An 18,419-nucleotide genomic window follows, 5' to 3' on the forward strand; every position below is an offset into this window, starting at 1 on the left:
GCCACACGGGCAAGCTCAAGGAATCATTAACATGAATCTAATCCATCCGTACCTTTCCGTCAGAACCCAAGGTCACTGTCGTTCCCAATAACGGGTCACGCCATAGCGTCCTCTCCTTAAAAAGAAGAATGCCCGAACACCGCACTTGCCGTCGGTGACAGGCTGAACGTCAGATATCGGAGACCGATAATGACCTCCATCGGAAACACACTAATGGACGATGCCCTCGTTCAGGGACCGATCCTCGAACATGGTATCGAAATATTGACCTGTCACGGCGACACCGCGCCACGCTGGCAGCCGGGCGAACGGCTGCACCACCTGTTCGAAACGATGGCGGATCGCTGCCCGGCGGCGACCGCGGTCGAGACGCCTCACTGTCGCCTAAGTTTCGCCGCTCTGGATGGCGAGGCGAATCGTCTGGCGCGGCTGCTCGAGGATCATGATATCGGGGCCGGTGATGTGGTCGCCCTGCTCTTCGACCGCGATGCCGATGCCTATATCGCGCTGCTTGCGGTATTGAAGTTGCACGCCGCCTATGTGCCGCTCGACCCCAAGTTTCCCGGCGAACGGATCCGCTACATTGCCGCCGATGCAGGCGTCTCCCTGGTGCTCACCGTATCGGAGCATGCCGCGCTCGCCGAAGCCTCGGCACAGCCGGTGCTCAGCCTCGACCAAATGGCCGACTTGCGTCGCGGCTATTCCAGCGAGCGTCTGACCCTCCGCGAGTCGTCGAGCGAGCTGGCCTATATTATCTACACTTCCGGCTCCACCGGCCGCCCCAAGGGGGTCCCGATCGAGCATGGCGCGATCGTCAACTTCGCGCGGGTCGCCGCTGCCACCTACGGGTACCAGCCGGGCGATCGCGTCTATCAGGGCCTGACCCTGGCCTTCGACTTCTCGGTCGAGGAGATTTGGGTGCCGCTGCTGGCCGGGGCCACGCTGGTGCCTAGCCAATCAAAGGGCAGCCTCGTCGGCGAGGAACTCTATGAGTTCCTGAAGGCGTCGCGAATCAGCGCGCTGTGCTGCGTGCCCACCCTGCTCGCGAGTCTCGAGGAAGGTCTATCCGATCTCCCCGACCTGCGCCTGCTGATCGTCTCGGGCGAGGCCTGTCCGGAGGATATCGTACGCCGCTGGCACCGGCCGGGCCGAATGATCCTCAACGCCTACGGCCCCACCGAGACCACGGTGACCGCCACCATCGCAGAGCTCGCCCCTGACCAACCGGTCACCATCGGTAAACCGCTACCCAGCTACAGCGTGGTCATCCTCGATCGAGACGCACCGCGGGCGCTGCCCTTCGGCGAGATCGGCGAGATCGGCATCGCCGGTATCGGCCTCTCGCCGGGCTATCTGGGCCGCGACGACCTGACCCACAAGGCGTTCATTCCCGATTTCCTGGGCCTGCCGCACAACCCGTCGGGGCGCATCTACCGCACCGGCGACCTGGGGCGGATCGACGAGGCCGGCCGGGTGGAATACCTGGGTCGCCTCGACACCCAAGTCAAGATTCGTGGTTACCGGATCGAAGTGACGGAAATCGAGTCCGCGCTCATGGAGCAGCCCGGCATCCAGCAGGCGGTGGTCGACACTTACGAGGCGACGCCCGGCCACGTCGAGCTGGTCGCCTACTACACCCTCGCCCCGCCGATGACAGTCGAGCCCGGAACGCTGGCCGAATCACTGCGCGAGCGACTGCCCGCCTACATGGTGCCCGCCTACTACGAACCCCTGGAGCGGATCGCCATGCTGCCGTCCGACAAGGCCGATCGCAGCCGTCTGCCGCCACCGTCGAGCCAGCGTCTGGTGCGAGGCTGCAGTGACTTCGCCGCCGCCGAGGGCGACATCGAGACGCGTCTCGCCGCGATGCTGGCGGAGCTGCTGAGTCTCGAACGCGTCTCGGCGACTCATCACTTCTTCGACGACCTCGGTGCCAACTCGCTGCTCATGGCACGCTTCAGCACGCGTATCCGCCGCGAGTTCGCCACCAACGACATCGCCATGCGCGAGATCTATCTCGCACCGACGATACGCCAACTGGCCGGAAAATTAGGTAGTCACTCCAACCTCGACACCCCACCGCCGCGCCACGAACCGACACATGTCGCCACGAACCTCGCCTACTGGAGCACGGGTGCCTACCAGTTGCTGGCATCGCTGCTGGTCACCTGGGGCTTCTTCGTCCTCTGGAAGGAGGGATTGCTATGGTGTCTGGAGGTTCAGGATATGGCACTGATCCAGCGCGCCCTGTCATTCACGGCACTCGTCCTGGCCTTGTCTGTCGTCTTGCCCATCGTTGCCAAATGGCTGTTGGTCGGACGCTGGCGAGCGGAGACCTTCCCGGTCTGGGGCATGACCTATACCCGCTTCTGGACCGTGAAGACCCTGATACGCCTGTCCCCGCTCGCGTTGGTGCCCGGCACGCCGCTGTACACCGCCTACCTGAAGCTCCTCGGTGCCCGCGTGGCCTGGAGTGCTTTGGTACAGTGCCCGCTGCCAGTCTGCACCGACCTCGTCGAGATCGGCCCCCAGGCGGTGATCGGTCGTGGCGTGACCCTGCAGGGCTACAAGGCGCTCGGCGGGCGTATCGTCACCGGCCCGGTCCGGGTCGCCACACGCGCCTATGTCGGCGAGGGCGCGGTACTCGACATCGACACGCGACTCGAAGAAGGCGCGGAACTGGCCCACGCCTCCGCCCTCCATCAGGGGCAGGTCGCCAAGGCGGGTCTGGGCTACCACGGTTCACCGGCCGAGGCGACGGCGCCCCACTTCCGCAGCCTGCCCCCCGGCGAGGCCTCATGGCTGCGCCAGTTGGCTTTCTCGTTGGCGCAGGTCATCGGCTGGGTAGGCGGCCTGACCGTAAGCATGATCGTGCTGGTCACCCTCATCGGCCTGACGACGCTGCACGATGGCAGTGGTCAAGCATCGGGCACGGGCATCCACCTGCCCACCGACACCCTGACCGCGCTGCCTTACCTGCTGGTCTACTGCGCCGTGGTCTTCGTCGGCTCGCTACTGCTGGGGCTGGCGACGGTGCTGGTCGTACCCCGGCTGGCTTGGCTGTTTCTGCATGAAGAGCGGATCTATCCGTTGTATGGCGTGCGTCACTGGCTGCTGCAGACGATCGTTCGCACCTCGAATTCGGAGTTCTTCAACCTGCTGTTCGGTGACAGCTCCTATATCGTCCATTACCTGCGCGCCATCGGCTACCGGTTCCACGGCTTGCAGCAATCGGGATCGAACTTCGGTGTCCAGCAACGCCACGATGTGCCCTTTCTGTGTGAATTCGGCCTCGGGACGATGGTCTCGGATGGGCTGGTCATGGCCAATGCCGAGTTTTCGAATGCCGCGTTCCGCCTCGGCCGGGTCAGCTTCGGACGCGACAACTTCCTGGGCAACGAGATCTTCTATCCGACGAACGGCAAGACCGGCGACAACGTCCTGCTGGGTACCAAGACGATGGTGCCGGTCACCGGGGCACCGCACGAGGACATTGGCCTGCTCGGCTCGCCGACGTTCGAGATTCCCCGCAGCGTGGCTCGCGATCGCTGTTTCGACCAATACAAGGATCCCGACCTTCTTCGCGAGCGGCTGCGTCTCAAGAACCGCGTCAATCTCGCCAGCATGGCACTGTTCCTGGGGGCGCGCTTCGGCCTGCTCGTACTGATGACGGTACTCGTCCACGCGCTGGTCTTCGAGGCGGGACTCGACACGGTCGAGGAGCTGGCCGTCGCCAGCTTGCTGCTAACCCTCGTATCTACCCTCTACGTCATCGTGATCGAGCGGGCGGTTTGTGGCTTCGGCCATCTGGAGCCGCGCTACTGCTCCATCTATGACCACTATTTCTGGATCCATGAGCGTTACTGGAAACTGCTGGTTTCGTCCCACCTGACGATGTTCAACGGCACGCCCTTCAAGGGACTGCTCTGGCGGCTGCTCGCTCTGCGGGTCGGACGCAAGCTCTACGACGAGGGCTGCGGCATCCCCGAGCGGAGCCTGGTAGCGATCGGCGATCACTGCACGCTCAATGCCGCGACCACCATCCAGGCCCACTCTCTCGAGGATGGCGCCTTCAAGTCCGATCATGTCGTGCTCGGCCACGGCGTCACGCTCGAACCGCGCGCCTTCGTCCACTACGGCACGTATATCGATGACCAGACACTGGTCGAGATCGATGCCTTTTTGATGAAGGGCGAACGGACCGCTCCGTACAGCCACTGGCGCGGTAACCCGGCACGCCCCGTAACCGGGGCGGCGCCGGTCGAGGACATGCCGATTCAGATCAGCGGAGGACTGAGCGTATGTGCCAGGACATAGCACTGCCCGCCCAGATGGAACCGGCCATGGAAGGCCGTGCCGCCATCGGCGCGCCGGCACGCCACACCGGCCGGCGCCGCGGCATAGGTCGCCGTCTCGAAACGCCCGGGATCATTGACCAACCCCTCGCCACACTCCTTGGCCAGGGCCTCCTTGAGCGTCCAAAGCGTCAGGAAGAGCTCGGGGTCGGCATCGAGCAGGGCCATTTCGCGTGACGAAAACAGATGCCGAGGCATGTCGTCAAGCGGGGGCGGCGACCACATCTCGAGGTCGACGCCTACCGTCCGCTGTCGGGCGACACTCACCACGCAGGCCGTCTCGGCGTAGGCCAGCGAGGCGTGAAAGCCGCTCACCGGCCCCAAAACCCGGGGGCGACCACTGGCCGAGCGCGCCAGAATCCAGGCTTGTGGCCGGACACTCCCCGCGGTCAGCGTCGTCAGCAGCCAGCGAATCAGCAACCGCGAGGCACGATAGCGCTCCTCGGGAGGCAGCGAGCGCCAGCGCCGCGCGGGCCCACGCCGCTCGGCGCTCGGCACCCCGAGCGTCAAGGCAATTCGGCAGTCCCGAAAGGGGCCGTCACGAGCATCGAGGGCTCGACACAGCTGGTGCCAGGTCATTGGGCGAGACATAGCGAGCGGCACGTCCGCGAGCCAGAAATCTTGAAAAGCCGCAGGGTTCGTCCATCACTGTAGACAGCGCCAGCGAGGCGAGCCATGCCAAACGAGGGAATATCATGTGCCACGTCACGAGGCTCGCCATCGCCGTCGCCGCCCTGCTCGTCGGCACACCGACGCCCGCCGCCCTGCTCTACGAAGATGACGACAGCGAGCTGACGCTCGAAGGGGAACTGGAGTGGGATTTCGACCATTACACCACTCGCTCCACTTCGCTGTTCTCACGCGAGGCCGACGATCGCGGCGTCGAGAGCAGTCAATACACCAGCCTGTCGTTGGATTTGAGCGGTGAACGCGACCGGGATGGTCGCCACATGGCCTTCACCCTGCAGCCCTATCTGGAAGACGACGGCTACCTGGGCTTCGACGATGTCTGGTTCGCGCTGGGCAACGACGCCGGACTGGAGGTTCGCTTCGGGCGCTTCGAGGCCTACGACCTCTTCCCCCTCGGCCAGGACGTTCTCGTCGACTACGGCGGCGACACCTCAGACGATCTCTACATCGACGGCGAAGGCTATGTCTACCAGGTGCTGGAAGGCATCGGCCCCTCCGACAGCGCCTTCCAGGCGATGATCAGCTACCAGGGCGAAGTCCTGTACGCCGAGGTGTCGACGCTGTTCGGCGAACGCCTGACGCTGTTCGATGACGACACCTACCATGGCTACGCCATCGCGCCACACCACAAGGAGGCGATCATCGTGCGTCCGGTCGTCGCCTGGGAACCCGGTCCCTGGCGCGTGGCGGCGGGCCTGGAGGCCAACCTAGTCGACGATGCCGTCGTCGACGAGACCGGCGCCGACATCAGCGCGCGGACCGGCTACGGGCTTACCCTCGGCTATGCGGGCGAGGAGCTCGAGATCAACGTCAATCTGGCGTACATGGACGCCTACCGCGAGCGAGACCTGACCATGGGCGTGAACCTGATCTGGGACGCGCTGGGCCTGGGCTATATTCACGCCCGCAACACCATCGACAGCGTTGCCCCGGCGGCGGAAGAGGACGACATCATCGCCGGCCGCTACACCATCGATACCGTCTATGCCTCCTACGATCTCTCCGGGCTCGTCACCGTCGCCGACCTCGAGACCTATCTCGGCGCCTTCTATAGCCGAATCGATCACGACGCCGCGGACGACTTAAGCGACACTCACAGCCACGGTCTGCGCCTGCAACTCACCTATCCCTTTTGAGCTGCGTCGTCCCGGCCGAGTTGCAGAGGTAGGCTGGGGCTGTATACAGCTAATCGTGGAAATGCCGTCCGGCAATCACCTCATCGACATAGCCGGCGCGGATCGTGAAGTCGCCGAACGGCTCGCCCGGCTGGCGCTCGGCGGCGTAGTGGCGAAACAGCCCGTCGAGGGTCGCGAGGATCTTGGCCTCGCCGACATTGTCGAGATACAGCTTGTTGAGCCGCTGGCCGTGAAAGCCGCCGCCGAGATACAGGTTGTACTTGCCCGGCGCGCGCCCGGTGAAGCCGATCTCGGCGAGGTAGGGCCGCGCGCAGCCGTTGGGGCAGCCGGTCATGCGGATCACGATCGGCGTGTCGGCGATGCCCGCCTCCGCGGCCAGACGCTCGAGCTCATCGATCAGCGACGGCAGGTAGCGCTCGCTCTCGGCCATCGCCAGCCCGCAGGTGGGCAGCGCCACGCAGGCCATGGCGTTGCGACGTAGCTGGCCCGCGCGCTGCGGGCGCTCCAGGCGATGGTCGCGGATCAGCCGCGCGATGGCGTCGCGCTCTCCGGGGGCGATGCCGGCGATGGTCAGGTTCTGGTTGGGGGTCAACTGGAACTCGCCGCCATGAACCCTGGCGATCTCGCGCAGCCCGCTCATCAGCGGGTAGTCCTGCCAGTCGCGGATACGCCCGTTCTCGATGAACAGTGTGTAGTGCCAGTTGCCGTCGTCGCCCTCGACCCAGCCGTAGCGGTCGCCGTTGTGCTCGAAATGCACCTCGCGGGCGGGCGCCAGCGGCCAGCCCAGGCGCCGCTCGAGTTCCGCCTTGAACCACTCGAGGCCATGATCGTCGAGGGTGTACTTCATGCGCGCGTGCTTGCGGTCGGTGCGATCGCCGTGGTCGCGCTGGATCGCGACGACGGTCTCGGCGAGCTCGTTGACCTGCTCGGGGCGGCAGAAGCCGATCGGGTCGGCGAGCCGCGGGTAGGTCGCCGGCTCGTTCTCGGTGCGCCCCAGCCCGCCGCCGACGCACACCGTGAAACCGGCCAGCTCGCCCTCCTCGACGGCGGCGATCAGGCCGATGTCCTGGCTGTAGACGTCGATGTCGTTGACCGGCGGTACCGCGAAGCCGATCTTGAACTTGCGCGGCAGGTAGGTGGGGCCGTAGAGCGGCTCCTCGTCGGCGTCGGGATCGACGCGCTCGCCGTCGAGCCAGATCTCGCGGTAGGCGTGGGTGCGCGGCGCCAGGTGATCGCTGACCTCGCGGGCACAGCGCTGTACCGCGGCGTGGACGCGCGACTGGTGCGGATTGACCGCCGCCATCACCGTGCGGTTGACGTCGCCGCAGGCCGCCAGGGTGTCCAGCAGGGCGGCGTCGATGCCCTGCAGGGTGGCCTTGATGTCGCGCTTCAGCACGCCGTGATACTGGAAGGTCTGGCGGGTGGTCAGTCGCAGGCCGCCGTCGCCGTAGCGCCGCGCCAGGTCGTCGAGGGCCAGCCACTGCTCGGCCGTGCAGGTGCCGCCCGGCAGGCGCAGGCGGATCATCATCTGGTAGGCCGGCTCGAGCTTCTGATGACGCCGTTCGTCGCGCAGGTCGCGATCGTCCTGCTGGTAGAAGCCGTGGAACTTGGTCAACTGGGTGTCGTCGGGAGCCAGCGCCCCGGTGATCGGATCCGCCAGGCTCTGCTCGATGCTGCCGCGCAGGTAGCGGCTCTCGGCCTTGAGCCGCTCGTTGGCATGCTTGGCCTCGAGCGGCTGAGTGATATCACGGCTACGGTCGGGTGTCTCCATGACCTCTCTCCATTAATAGACGTCGCGCTGATAGCGCCTGTCTCGCGTGAGCTGCTTGAGGTACTCGCCGGCCTGCTCAAAGCTGTGCCCGCCGTGTTCGGCGACGATCTCGACCAGCGCGGCATGCACGTCCGGCGCCATACGTTCGGCGTCGCCGCAGACGTAGACGTGGGCGCCGTCCTCGAGCCAGCGGTAGAGCTCGGCACCGCGCTCGCGCAGGCGATCCTGGACGTAGACCTTCTCGGGCCCGTCGCGGGAGAAGGCCACGTCCATGCGGGTCAGCAGGCCATCCTTGAGCCAGCGCTGCCATTCAGTCTGGTACAGAAAGTCGGTGCGAAAGTGCGGGTTGCCGAAGAACAGCCAGTTGGCGCCGCCGGCGCCGCTCACCTCGCGCTCCTCGAGGAAGGCGCGAAACGGCGCTACCCCGGTACCCGGGCCGATCATCACGATCGGCGTGTCGGGGTTCTCTGGCAGGCGGAAGTGCTTGTTGCGGCGCAGGTAGACCGGCACCGTCTCGCCGGGCTCGGCCTGCTCGGCGAGAAACGTCGAGGCGACGCCGTGACGCTGGCGCCCGTGGCTCTCGTAGCGCACCGCGGCGACGGTGACGTGGACCTCGCCGGGGTTGGCGAGATGGCTCGAGGCGATCGAGTATTCGCGCGGCTGCAACCGGCGCATCATGCCCAGCAGGGTCTCGGCATCGAGGCCTCCGCTCAGCGGATGCTCGTTGATCACGTCGATGATGTGGCGGCCATGCAGGTAGGCCATCAGGTCGCCACGCTTGCCCTCCGCGAGCAGGGCGTGCAGCGCTTCGGCCTCGGCGAGTTCGGCGTAGGCCTCGACGAACGCCGGGGTCAGCGTGGTGATCTCGTAGTCGTCGCGCAGCGCCTCGGCCAGCGGGCGCTCGCCGGCGTGGCTGGGCACCGTCTGCTGCGGATCGAGGCTCAGCGCCTCGAGCAGCTCGGCGGCGACCTCCTCGCGGTTGCGCGGCATCAGGCAGAGGATGTCGCCGGGCCGATAGTCGATGCCCGAGCCCTCCAGCGACAGCTCGATATGGTGGGTAGCCTTCTCGGAACCGCGGCCGTTGAGAATCTGGTTTTCCAGCACCTCGGCCTGAAAGGGATTGTGGCGATCGTAGCTGACCCCCGCCGGCTCGGCGACGGCCGCCGGCATCGCTGACGCCGGCGCCTCGACGATATGCTCGCCGACGGCGTCCAGCGCGCGCTCGATCCATTGCCCGGCGGCCTCGTCGAAGTCGACGTCGCAATCGACGCGCTCGATCAACCGCTGCGCACCGAGCGCCTCGAAGCGCGCATCGAGGTCGCGACCGGTCTGGCAGAAATGCTCGTAGCTGGAATCCCCCAGCGCCAGCACCGCGAAGCGGGCCTCGGCCAGCTTGGGCGCCTTGCGGCCGTGCAGGAATTCGTAGAAATCCAGCGCCGGATCGGGCGGGTCGCCCTCGCCGTGGGTCGCGGTGACCACCAACAGCAGCCGTTCGTCGCGCAACTCGCGAGCCTTGTAGTCGGCCATGTCGACGACCCGCGCCGGCAGCCCGCGGGCCAGGGCCTGCTCGCCGGCCTGCTGGGCGACGCTCTCGGCGTTGCCGGTCTCGGAGCCGTAGAGAATCGTCAGCGTGTGTTGCTCGGCGGTAGCCTCGCGCGGCGCGCGCGCCTCGCCGGATACCGCCTGCAGGCCGGCCAGGTAACCGCTCAGCCAGGTCCGCTGGTCGCCCGACAGGCGTGCCACCAGACGGTTGACCTCGGCGGCCTGCTCGTCGGTCAGCGGGCTGTTGGTCGTATCGAGCGCCTTGCTGGGCATAGGCGTTCACCATCCTAGAAATCGCCAAAGATCCCCCTAGGCTAGTGGCAAACCCCTCATGCTTTTAAGGAATCGTTTTTTATCCTTTTATTCGATAAGGATATTAATCATTCGCTCAAGTGCTGGGCCGCGCCTTGATCGCCACCCGGCGCTCATGCAAGGCGATCGCCACGCCGCTGGCGATGATCACTCCCGCGCCCACGAATACCCAGACGTCGGGCACTTCGTCCCACAGCCACCAGCCGAGCAGCACCGCCCAGACCATCGCCGTGTAGTCGAAGGGCGCGGCCAGCGCCGCCGGCGCGTAGCGAAAGGCCAGGGTGATGCACGATATCGCCCCCACGCCGAGCACCCCGGCGGCGATGAAGCCCAGCCAGTGCAGCCCGTGCGGCATCTGCCAGACGCTGGGCAGCAGCGCGGCGCTGACCAGCATCGGTACCAGCGTGGCATAGAAGACCATCGCCCACAGCCGCTCCTTGCCGCCATAGAGTCGCGCGGTGATCATCATCAGCGCATAGCACACCGCCGCACCGACGACGATCAGCGCGCCCCACTGAAAGCCCGCCGCGCCGGGTCGCACCACGACCAGCACGCCGGCGAAGCCGACCAGCGAAGCGGCGAACGGCACCGCCTCGACGCGCTCGTTGAGCAGCGGTCCGGAGAGCAGGGTGACGAACAGCGGTGCGGCGAAGGCGATCGCCGTGGTCTCGGCGAGCGGCAGCAGGGTCAGCCCGGTGACGAAGCAGAACATGGTGCCGGTGAAGATCAGCCCGCGCAGCAGGTGCACGCCGGGGCGATGCGTCTTGAGCGATGCCCAGCCGCCGTTGAGGCGCGCCAGCAGGGCGATCAGCGGCAGCGACACCAGCGTGCGGAAAAAGATGATCTGGATCGGGTCGAAGCTGCCGCCTAGCCACTTCGAGATCGCATCGCCCAGCGCCAGGCACAGCACGCCCGCGCACATGATCAGAATTCCCAGCAGGGACGAGGACATGGCACTCTCCATGAAGGGCGATCCACGACGGACGATGGCATGGCGGCACCTGAGCGCGTCACCCCGCCACCGCCATGCAACGACCGGCCGTATCGCCGGATGACGGTTACCGGCCGAGCGGCCGGCCCCCGAGCATAGCCGAAAGCGCAGCGCACCGCGATGGTGCATGCCGGGGCGACGCAAGACGCCCGGCTGCAGGAGCACCGCTGAGCCTAGCCCCCCTGACCGCCACCGGGCAAACCCCGCAGACGCTATGCTACAAGCGACGCCACAAGGAGGCCGCCATGCCCGATCTCGAATGCCTGAAGCGCGAACTGGAACGCTTCGGCGAGGAAAACGACCGCACCCATGCCGAGCGCGCGCAACGCATGCTCAATATCACCCGGGACACCGGTGAATTCCTCGCCGTGCTCGTGCGGGCGATGGACGCCCGGCGGATCTTGGAGATAGGCACCTCCAACGGCTACTCCACGCTGTGGCTGGCGGAGGCCGCCCGGGCGCTGGGTGGACGTGTCGAAACGGTGGAGCGCGACGCCGGCAAGATCGAGCTGGCCACCGCGACCCTGGTTCGCGCGGGGCTGAGCGATGTCGTCCAGTTGCGGCACGCCGAGGCGGAGCGCGTGCTGGGAAGCGTCACGGAGACGTCCTGCGATCTGATCTTTCTCGATGCGCAGCGCACGGCGTACGTCGATTGGTGGCCGGCCTTGCGCCGGGCACTGCGGCCCGGCGGCTTGCTGGTCGTCGACAACGCCGTGTCCCATCGTCAGGAGCTGAGCGCCTTTACCGCGCTCGTCGAGAGCGACGAGGCGTTCGTCACCAGTCTCGTGCCGGTCGGGAAAGGCGAGTTTCTCGCCGTCAGGGCGAGCGCTGCCTAGCGCCCGGCTCGCCAACAAAAAACGGGCCGCACCAGGCGACCCGTTCTATAAGGTATAGGAAAAATCTCTTAGGCCGGCTCGCGTTCGGGCAAGGCGCGATGCGACGCCGATGCCGTCGGCGAAGGCAGCGCCACCGACGACGTCCGGTCAGCGCGGCGCGACAGGGTAAAGGCGCCGACGGTATCGGCCAGGCGCTGCGACTGGGCCTTGAGCTCCTCGGCGGCGGTGGCGGTCTCCTCGACCATCGCGGCGTTCTGCTGGGTCATGCGATCGAGCTCGGCGACCGCCTGGTTGACCTGGCCGATGCCCTGGCTCTGCTCGCTGGTCGCGGCGCTGATCTCGCCGAGCACGTCGGTGACCCGCGCCACGCTGGCGACGATCTCGTCCATGGTCGAGCCGGCGGTGCGCACCAGTTCGGCACCGGCGCGGGTCTTGCTCGAGGAGGCGTCGATCAGCGTCTTGATCTGACGCGCGGCCTCGGCCGAACGGCTGGCCAGCTGGCGCACTTCGCCGGCGACCACCGCGAAACCGCGGCCCTGCTCACCGGCACGCGCCGCCTCGACCGAGGCGTTGAGCGCCAGCAGGTTGGTCTGGAAGGCGATGCCGTCCATGGTGGTGACGATCTCGGCGATCTGTTTCGAGGAAGCGTCGATGTCGTCCATGGTCTGCACCACGTCGGCGACCACCCGCCCACCGCGCGAGGCGACATCGGTCGCCGAGGCCGCCAACGTATCGGCCTGGCGCGCCGAGTCGGCGGTATGCTCGACAGTGCTGGTCAGCTCCTCCATCGACGCCGAGGTCTGCTGCAGGTTGGACGCCGCGGTCTCGGTGCGCCCCGACAGGTCCTGGCTGCCGGTGGCGATCTCGTCGGAGGCCACGCGCACCGAGTCGCTGCTGTCGCGAATGGTCAGCATCACCGTCTCGATCTTGCCGACGAAGCGGTTGAAACCGTCGGCGATCTGGGCGATCTCGTCGCGACCGTTGACCGGCAGTCGCTGGGTCAGGTCGCCGCTGCCCGAGGCGATGTTCTCCAGCGCATCGCGCACCCGCTCCACGCCGACGAAGGCGCGCTTGAGCCACAGTCCGAGCAGCACCGTCGCGATCAGCGTGACGACGGCCAGCGTGATCAGCGCGGAGCGAATGATCGCCTGCAACCCTGCGGTGGCCTCACGCTCATCGAGGGCAACGCTCAATCGCCAGTCGGTACCGGGGATGGCGGTCACGTCGAGACGCTTGGTGGCATCGTCGAGGACGATTCGCTGCCAGCCGTCGGCGCCGGCCAGCGAGCCGATCAGCGCCGGCGTCAACGCATCGCTCAGCGCCGACAGCGGCTTGAGCGTCAGTGCGCTGTCGGGATGCGCGATCAGAGTGTCGGCCATGCTGAGAAAGGCGAAACTGGACGGGGTCGGACGGATCGCCGCGACCGTCTCGACGATGGTGTCGATCACCACATCGCCGGCCACCACGCCCCATAGCTTGCCGTTACGCTCGACGGGCGTGGCGAAGGTCACCACCGGCTTGCCGGAGTTGGCATCGATGTAGGGCAGCGAAACGATGGTACCGCCCTGCTCGACGGCCGATTTATACCAGCCACGCTGCCGCGGGTCGTAATCGGCGGGAGGCTCCCAGCCATCGTTAGAGGTCAGACTGCCATCGGCCCTGCCAATATAGGCGGATAAAAAGCCACCGGACTCGGCCAGCTGGACCAGCGCCGCCGTAGGATCGTCGTCGACATTCACCGGCTGGCGTGCGGCCTCGATCATGCTACGTCGCGCCGCGACCCATTCGCCGATGGTCGCGCTGCTGCCCTGGCTGACCGCGGCCAGGGTGTTATCGACGGTATTCTCGTAATGCGACCGGATGGTGAAGTAACTCACCACGGCCACCAGCAACATCGCCAAGGCGATGATCGCTAAGCACGCCACTTGGATGCGGCGCTTCAGGGAAGACAACATACGGGCATCTCACTTGGGATTTTATGGTAGTTATTCGGGAGACGCCGCCAGGGATATGCAACGCCGCCCATTAGCAATGCTATCGGCTCGCGACAATCAAACTTAAGCGGAATTCGAGCCAAGCTTGCCGTCGATCAAGCGATTGCTCGGCGTTTGTGGTAGGCGCGTTGCGGCTGGAGTGGCTCACGGCCGGGCTTGCGGGCCCGGCCTGTGTTTCGGGTGGTTATTACAAACTGCAAACGGCGATTCAATGGTAGCCGAGCGCTTCGGCGATCTGCTCCTTGGAGGCCTTGGAGAGATCCTTGTCGAGCTCCTTGGTGACCATGTCGCGGGTATTCGAATCCAGCTTCTCGCGTAGCATGCCCAGAAACTTGGGCGCGGCGACGATCACGAAACTGTCGGCCTTGCCCTGCGAACGGACGTTCTTGAGATAGTCGGCGACCTCCTTGGCGAAGAACATCTCGTGTTTTTCGGACGTGGCATCGTGGTTGCCGGTCTGGCGCAGGTTGGGACCGCTGTCGCCGCCGGCCTCGCCCTTGCCACCGGTACGCAGGTCGCCGGCGTGTTCGCGGCTTTCGGGATGGACCAGGTCCTCGATCTCGTTGAGTACCCCGGCGGCGTGGGCGAATATCCGTGCGCGCGCTGCATCAGTGGCTACGATATAGGTCGTCATGGAGTCTCCTTATTCCTTGATACCAACCTTTTTCCTGTCGCGATTGCGAAGACGCGTACACCCAGAATGGTCGATCATGGCAAGGCGTTCAACCAGCTGTCGGACGGCGGGCCTCGGCCATGCCGGCAGCACCGGCCGTCGCTGATCACGCCTCTTCCACGACAAGCACGGCCAGCGGCAAGGCGGCGGAAGCACGGCGAGATTCTCTCCCTTCATGCTTAGCTGTTAGTATCGGCTAACCGGCAAGGACTGCCGAAAAGCGACCGCGCCGTCATGCGTGAAGATTCCAATCGGAGAGAAACTGCAAGATGCGCGATTTTTTGCTCCTGCGCCGCCCACTGCCGCGGCGCACCCTGGTGTTCTGCCATGTGGTGGCGCAACTCACGCTGGTGATCGCCGGGCTCGCCTGGCTGGCGATGCGCAGCCCGTGGCTGGCTGGCGGCTCGTGGGCCGAGCGCTGGCCGACGCTGGTGCTGGATGCCGGCCTATGGCTGGTGGCGCTGGTCGGCCTGCGCCTGCTCGCCGAGCTCTTGATGCTGCCCTACCATCTCGCCGGCCTGCGCCAAGGCCCCGGGGCCGTGGTGACGCGTGCCTTCGATCGGCGTCCGGCGGTTCACGACCCCGAAAGCGCCTGGGTCAACGAGGCCAAGGCCGTGGATCCCGACGAGGGCGTCATCGGTAGTCCCCGGGTAACGCGTGCCCGGCAACCGCTGAAGCCGGCGGCCGCAGCGGGTGACTCGCCCACGGCGAAGCGCGACGGCAACGAGGCGAGTCACGCCGGCACGCGCCCGCCTCGTCAGGAACCCAGCCTTTGATGCTCGCCCCGTAGCCGCCCGGCTAGCCGGAGGCCGGTGGCGTCGAGGCGCCCGCCTCGCCATCGGCGCCGCCGGTCAGACCGGTGGCGCCGATGGGATTACGCGCATCAGTGACCGAGGATCTGGCTGAGGAACAGCTGGGTGCGCTCCGAGCGCGGGTTGTTGAAGAACGTCTCGGGCGGCGCCTGTTCGATGATCTGCCCCTGATCCATGAAGATCACCCGATCGGCGACGGTCTTGGCGAAGCCCATCTCGTGGGTCACGCAGAGCATGGTCATGCCCTCGTTGGCCAGTTCGACCATGACATCGAGGACTTCCTTGATCATTTCCGGGTCGAGCGCCGAGGTGGGCTCGTCGAATAGCATGACCTCGGGGCGCATGCACAGGGCGCGGGCGATCGCCACGCGCTGCTGCTGGCCGCCGGACAGCTGCCCGGGGAATTTCTTGGCCTGGTCGGCGATCTGGACCCGCTCGAGATACTCCATGGCGGTCTTCTCGGCCTCGCGGCGCGGCTTCTTCTGCACCCAGACCTGCGCCAGGCAGCAGTTCTCGAGCACCGTGAGATGCGGGAACAGATTGAAATGCTGGAACACCATGCCCACCTGACGGCGGATCTGCTCGATGCGCTTGATGTCCTGGGTCATGTGCACGCCGCCGACGACGATCTCGCCCTGCTGATGCGCCTCGAGGTGGTTGATGCAGCGGATCAGCGTCGACTTGCCGGACCCCGAGGGCCCGCAGATGACGATGCGCTCGCCGCGCTTGACGGTAAGGTCGATATCGCGCAGCACGTGGAAATCGCCGTACCACTTGTTGAGCCCCTGGATTTCGATCATCGCCTCGCTGTCGCTGCGAGGGGCGCTTGCTTCGCTCATGACGGTTCTTCCTGGTAATCGTGTGCCCGGCGGACATGGCGCCGATCGGGCGTGTTGTTGTCGTGGTCGCACTCGGCGCCGGGTAACCGTCCGGGCGCCGAGGCCGTCAGTGGCCGGTGTGCAGCCGGCGTTCGATGTACTGGCTGTAACGCGACATGCTGAAGCAGAATATCCAGAACACCAGGGCCGCGAACACATAGCCTTCCATCGCGAAGCCCAGCCAATTGGTGTCGGTCAGGCCCGCGCGGATGATCGCCAGCAGATCGAACAGGCCGATGATCAGCACCAGCGAGGTGTCCTTGAACAGCGCAATGAAGGTGTTGACGATGCCGGGAATCACCAGCTTCAGCGCCTGCGGCAGGATGATCAGCCCCATGCGCCGCCAGTAGCCCAGGCCCAGCGCCTGGCCGGCTTCGTTCTGGCCCTTGTCGATCGCCTGCAGGCCACCGCGGACCACCTCCGCCATGTAGGCGCTCCAGAAGAACATGATGCCGATCAGCGCGCGCAGCAGCTTGTCGAACTCGATCTCCGAAGGCACGAACAACGGCAGCATCACCGAAGCCATGAACAGCACGGTGATCAGCGGCACGCCGCGCCAGAACTCGATGAAGATCACGCTTAGGCCCTTGACCAGCGGCATCTTCGAGCGCCGGCCGAGCGCCAGCAGCACGCCGAGCGGCAGGGAGCCGACGATGCCCACCGTGGCCACGGTCAGGGTCAGCATCAGCCCGCCCCATTCGCGGGTCGGTACGTGCATCAGGCCGAAGCTGCCGCCGAGCAGCAGGAAGTAGGCGATGACCGGGAAGCCGACCAGGGTGAACAACCCCACCCAGCGCTTGGCCGGCAGCCGTGGGATCGCCAGCCAGGCGATCAGCAGCGCCATCATGGCGAAGACGATATCGACCCGCCAGCGCGCCGCTTCGGGGTAGAAGCCATAGACGATCGACTCGAAGCGCGCCGAGATGAACACCCAGCAGGCGCCCCCGCCGGTGCAATCCTCGCGGGTGGTTCCGAGCCAGTCGGCGTCGAACAGACTCCATTCCAGAAACGGCCAGATCAGCCGGACCAGCAGAATGATGGTAACGATCGAGACGACCGAGTTGAGCGGACCGGAAAACAGGTTGGCGCGCAGCCAGCCGACCAGGCCACGGCTCTGATTCGGCGGTTTGCGGGCCTCGATCATTTCGATGCGGACGGGATTGGTAGTCGAGGCCATCTCAACGCTCCTTGAGCAACGTGCGCGCGTTATAGATGTTCATCAGCAGCGACACCGTGAGGCTGATGACCAGATACACGGCCATGGTCATGGCGATGATCTCGATCGCCTGGCCGGTCTGGTTGAGCGTGGTGCCGGCGAAGACCGCGACGATGTCGGGATAGCCGATGGCGGTGGCCAGCGACGAATTCTTGATCAGGTTCAGGTACTGGCTGGTCAGTTGCGGCACGATCACGCGCATCGCCTGGGGAATCACGATCTTGCGCAGCGCGATGCCGCCCGGCAGGCTCAGCGAACGCGCGGCCTCGGTCTGGCCGTGGGGCACCGACTGGATGCCCGAACGCACGATCTCGGCGATGAATGCGGCCGTGTAGACCGACAGCGCCAGCCACAGCGCCATCAGTTCCGGCATGACGTTGACGCCGCCGCGGAAATTGAAGCCGGCCATCTCGGGCATCGACCATTCTAGCGGCATGCCGGTTACCACGAACGCGATCAGCGGCAGGCCGATGATGATCGCCGCGCCCAGCCAGTAGACGGGCAGCGCCTTGCCGGTGGCGGCCTGGCGCTTGCGCGCGAAGATTCCCAGCGCCACGGCGGCGGCGATCGCCACCAGCAACGTCCAGGGCGTGGCGGCGAAACCCTCCAGGGGCTGCGGGGCCGGCATCACCAGGCCACGCACGTTGAAATAGAACGCCTCGAACAGCGACAGGCTCTGTCGCGGCGAGGGCAGCGAGCGCAATACCGCGAAGTACCAGAACAGGATCTGTACCAGCAGCGGGATGTTGCGGAACACTTCGACGTAGACCGCCGCCAGCTTGGCCAGCAGCCAGTTGGGCGACAGCCGGGCGATGCCCACCGCGAAGCCGATGATCGTCGCGGCAATGACACCCAGCGCCGAGACCAGCAGGGTGTTGAGCAGGCCGATAACGAAGGTGCGACCGTAGGAATCTTCGCTGGAATAGTCGATCAGCGTCTGCGGAATCGAGAAGCCCGCACGCTCACCGAGGAAATCGAAGCCGGTGCGAATGCCCCTGGCCTCGAGGTTGGCCAGCGTATTGTGGATAAGGAAGCCGATGACGACGGCCAGCCCCACGAACAGCGCGATCTGCACCACCAGAGCTCGGATGGCCGGATCACGCCACAGGGGGCCACGCCCGCGCCGGGGAGTGGAGGTGGATGGACGCAACATGGAATGTCTCTACTTCGGGCAGGGTAAATGCACCGCACGCCGAGGCGTGCGGTGCGAGGA

Annotated in this window: 13 protein-coding genes; 4 read left to right on the forward strand and 9 right to left on the reverse strand. The window is 66.0% G+C overall.

Annotated features, from left to right (window positions below):
- The first annotated feature begins 213 nt into the window (after window positions 1–213).
- Complete coding sequence (locus tag R6258_RS02535; protein WP_318446994.1) at window positions 214–4,317, forward strand: Pls/PosA family non-ribosomal peptide synthetase; 4,104 nt, start codon at window positions 214–216, stop codon at window positions 4,315–4,317.
- On the opposite strand, the gene R6258_RS02540 is transcribed toward R6258_RS02535, so the two are convergent.
- Window positions 4,278–4,946 carry a 4'-phosphopantetheinyl transferase family protein gene (locus R6258_RS02540; protein WP_318446997.1) on the reverse strand — a complete coding sequence of 223 codons (669 nt, stop codon included), beginning with the start codon at window positions 4,944–4,946 and terminating at the stop codon, window positions 4,278–4,280. The two genes, R6258_RS02535 and R6258_RS02540, sit on opposite strands and share 40 nt — an antisense overlap.
- Before the next feature lie 104 nt (window positions 4,947–5,050).
- On the opposite strand from R6258_RS02540, the gene R6258_RS02545 reads away from it, so the two are divergent.
- Window positions 5,051–6,181, forward strand: coding sequence for a carbohydrate porin (locus tag R6258_RS02545; RefSeq protein WP_318447000.1), 1,131 nt, complete (start codon window positions 5,051–5,053; stop codon window positions 6,179–6,181).
- Between the two features lie 49 nt (window positions 6,182–6,230).
- On the opposite strand, the gene R6258_RS02550 is transcribed toward R6258_RS02545, so the two are convergent.
- The 3 genes from R6258_RS02550 to R6258_RS02560 all read right to left on the reverse strand — a co-directional run bounded on the left by R6258_RS02550 (window position 6,231) and on the right by R6258_RS02560 (window position 10,758).
- Window positions 6,231–7,952 carry an NADPH-dependent assimilatory sulfite reductase hemoprotein subunit gene (locus R6258_RS02550; RefSeq protein ID WP_318447003.1) on the reverse strand — a complete coding sequence of 574 codons (1,722 nt, stop codon included), beginning with the start codon at window positions 7,950–7,952 and terminating at the stop codon, window positions 6,231–6,233.
- A gap of 12 nt (window positions 7,953–7,964) precedes the next feature.
- Window positions 7,965–9,767, reverse strand: a complete 1,803-nt coding sequence (locus tag R6258_RS02555; RefSeq protein ID WP_318447006.1) for an assimilatory sulfite reductase (NADPH) flavoprotein subunit — start codon at window positions 9,765–9,767, stop codon at window positions 7,965–7,967.
- 115 nt (window positions 9,768–9,882) lie between these two features.
- Window positions 9,883–10,758: a DMT family transporter gene (locus R6258_RS02560; RefSeq protein ID WP_318447008.1), complete on the reverse strand. Its 876-nt coding sequence runs from the start codon at window positions 10,756–10,758 to the stop codon at window positions 9,883–9,885.
- A 284-nt stretch (window positions 10,759–11,042) separates the two neighbouring features.
- Between R6258_RS02560 and R6258_RS02565 the strand changes: the two genes are divergently transcribed.
- Entirely contained in the window at window positions 11,043–11,633 is a 591-nt protein-coding gene (locus R6258_RS02565; protein ID WP_318447010.1) for an O-methyltransferase, read from the forward strand.
- Between the two features lie 68 nt (window positions 11,634–11,701).
- Here R6258_RS02565 and R6258_RS02570 read toward each other — a convergent pair whose 3' ends face one another.
- Both R6258_RS02570 and R6258_RS02575 read right to left on the reverse strand, forming a co-directional pair.
- Complete coding sequence (locus R6258_RS02570) at window positions 11,702–13,588, reverse strand: methyl-accepting chemotaxis protein (RefSeq protein WP_318447012.1); 1,887 nt, start codon at window positions 13,586–13,588, stop codon at window positions 11,702–11,704.
- Between the two features lie 247 nt (window positions 13,589–13,835).
- Window positions 13,836–14,261: a host attachment protein gene (locus tag R6258_RS02575; RefSeq protein ID WP_318447014.1), complete on the reverse strand. Its 426-nt coding sequence runs from the start codon at window positions 14,259–14,261 to the stop codon at window positions 13,836–13,838.
- A gap of 308 nt (window positions 14,262–14,569) precedes the next feature.
- Here R6258_RS02575 and R6258_RS02580 point away from each other — a divergent pair, with 308 nt between their 5' ends.
- On the forward strand, window positions 14,570–15,076 hold the full coding sequence (locus R6258_RS02580) for a hypothetical protein (protein WP_318447016.1): 507 nt from the start codon (window positions 14,570–14,572) through the stop codon (window positions 15,074–15,076).
- 107 nt (window positions 15,077–15,183) lie between these two features.
- Here R6258_RS02580 and R6258_RS02585 read toward each other — a convergent pair whose 3' ends face one another.
- The 3 genes from R6258_RS02585 to R6258_RS02595 all read right to left on the reverse strand — a co-directional run bounded on the left by R6258_RS02585 (window position 15,184) and on the right by R6258_RS02595 (window position 18,359).
- Window positions 15,184–15,912 (reverse strand): amino acid ABC transporter ATP-binding protein, encoded by a 729-nt coding sequence (locus tag R6258_RS02585; protein ID WP_318448017.1) that lies wholly within the window; start codon window positions 15,910–15,912, stop codon window positions 15,184–15,186.
- A 145-nt stretch (window positions 15,913–16,057) separates the two neighbouring features.
- Window positions 16,058–17,167, reverse strand: coding sequence for an amino acid ABC transporter permease (locus R6258_RS02590; RefSeq protein WP_318447018.1), 1,110 nt, complete (start codon window positions 17,165–17,167; stop codon window positions 16,058–16,060).
- A gap of 1 nt (window position 17,168) precedes the next feature.
- Window positions 17,169–18,359 (reverse strand): amino acid ABC transporter permease, encoded by a 1,191-nt coding sequence (locus tag R6258_RS02595; RefSeq protein ID WP_318447020.1) that lies wholly within the window; start codon window positions 18,357–18,359, stop codon window positions 17,169–17,171.
- Window positions 18,360–18,419 lie beyond the last annotated feature (60 nt).

This window comes from Halomonas sp. HP20-15, from assembly GCF_033446685.1.
GTDB lineage: Bacteria > Pseudomonadota > Gammaproteobacteria > Pseudomonadales > Halomonadaceae > Modicisalibacter.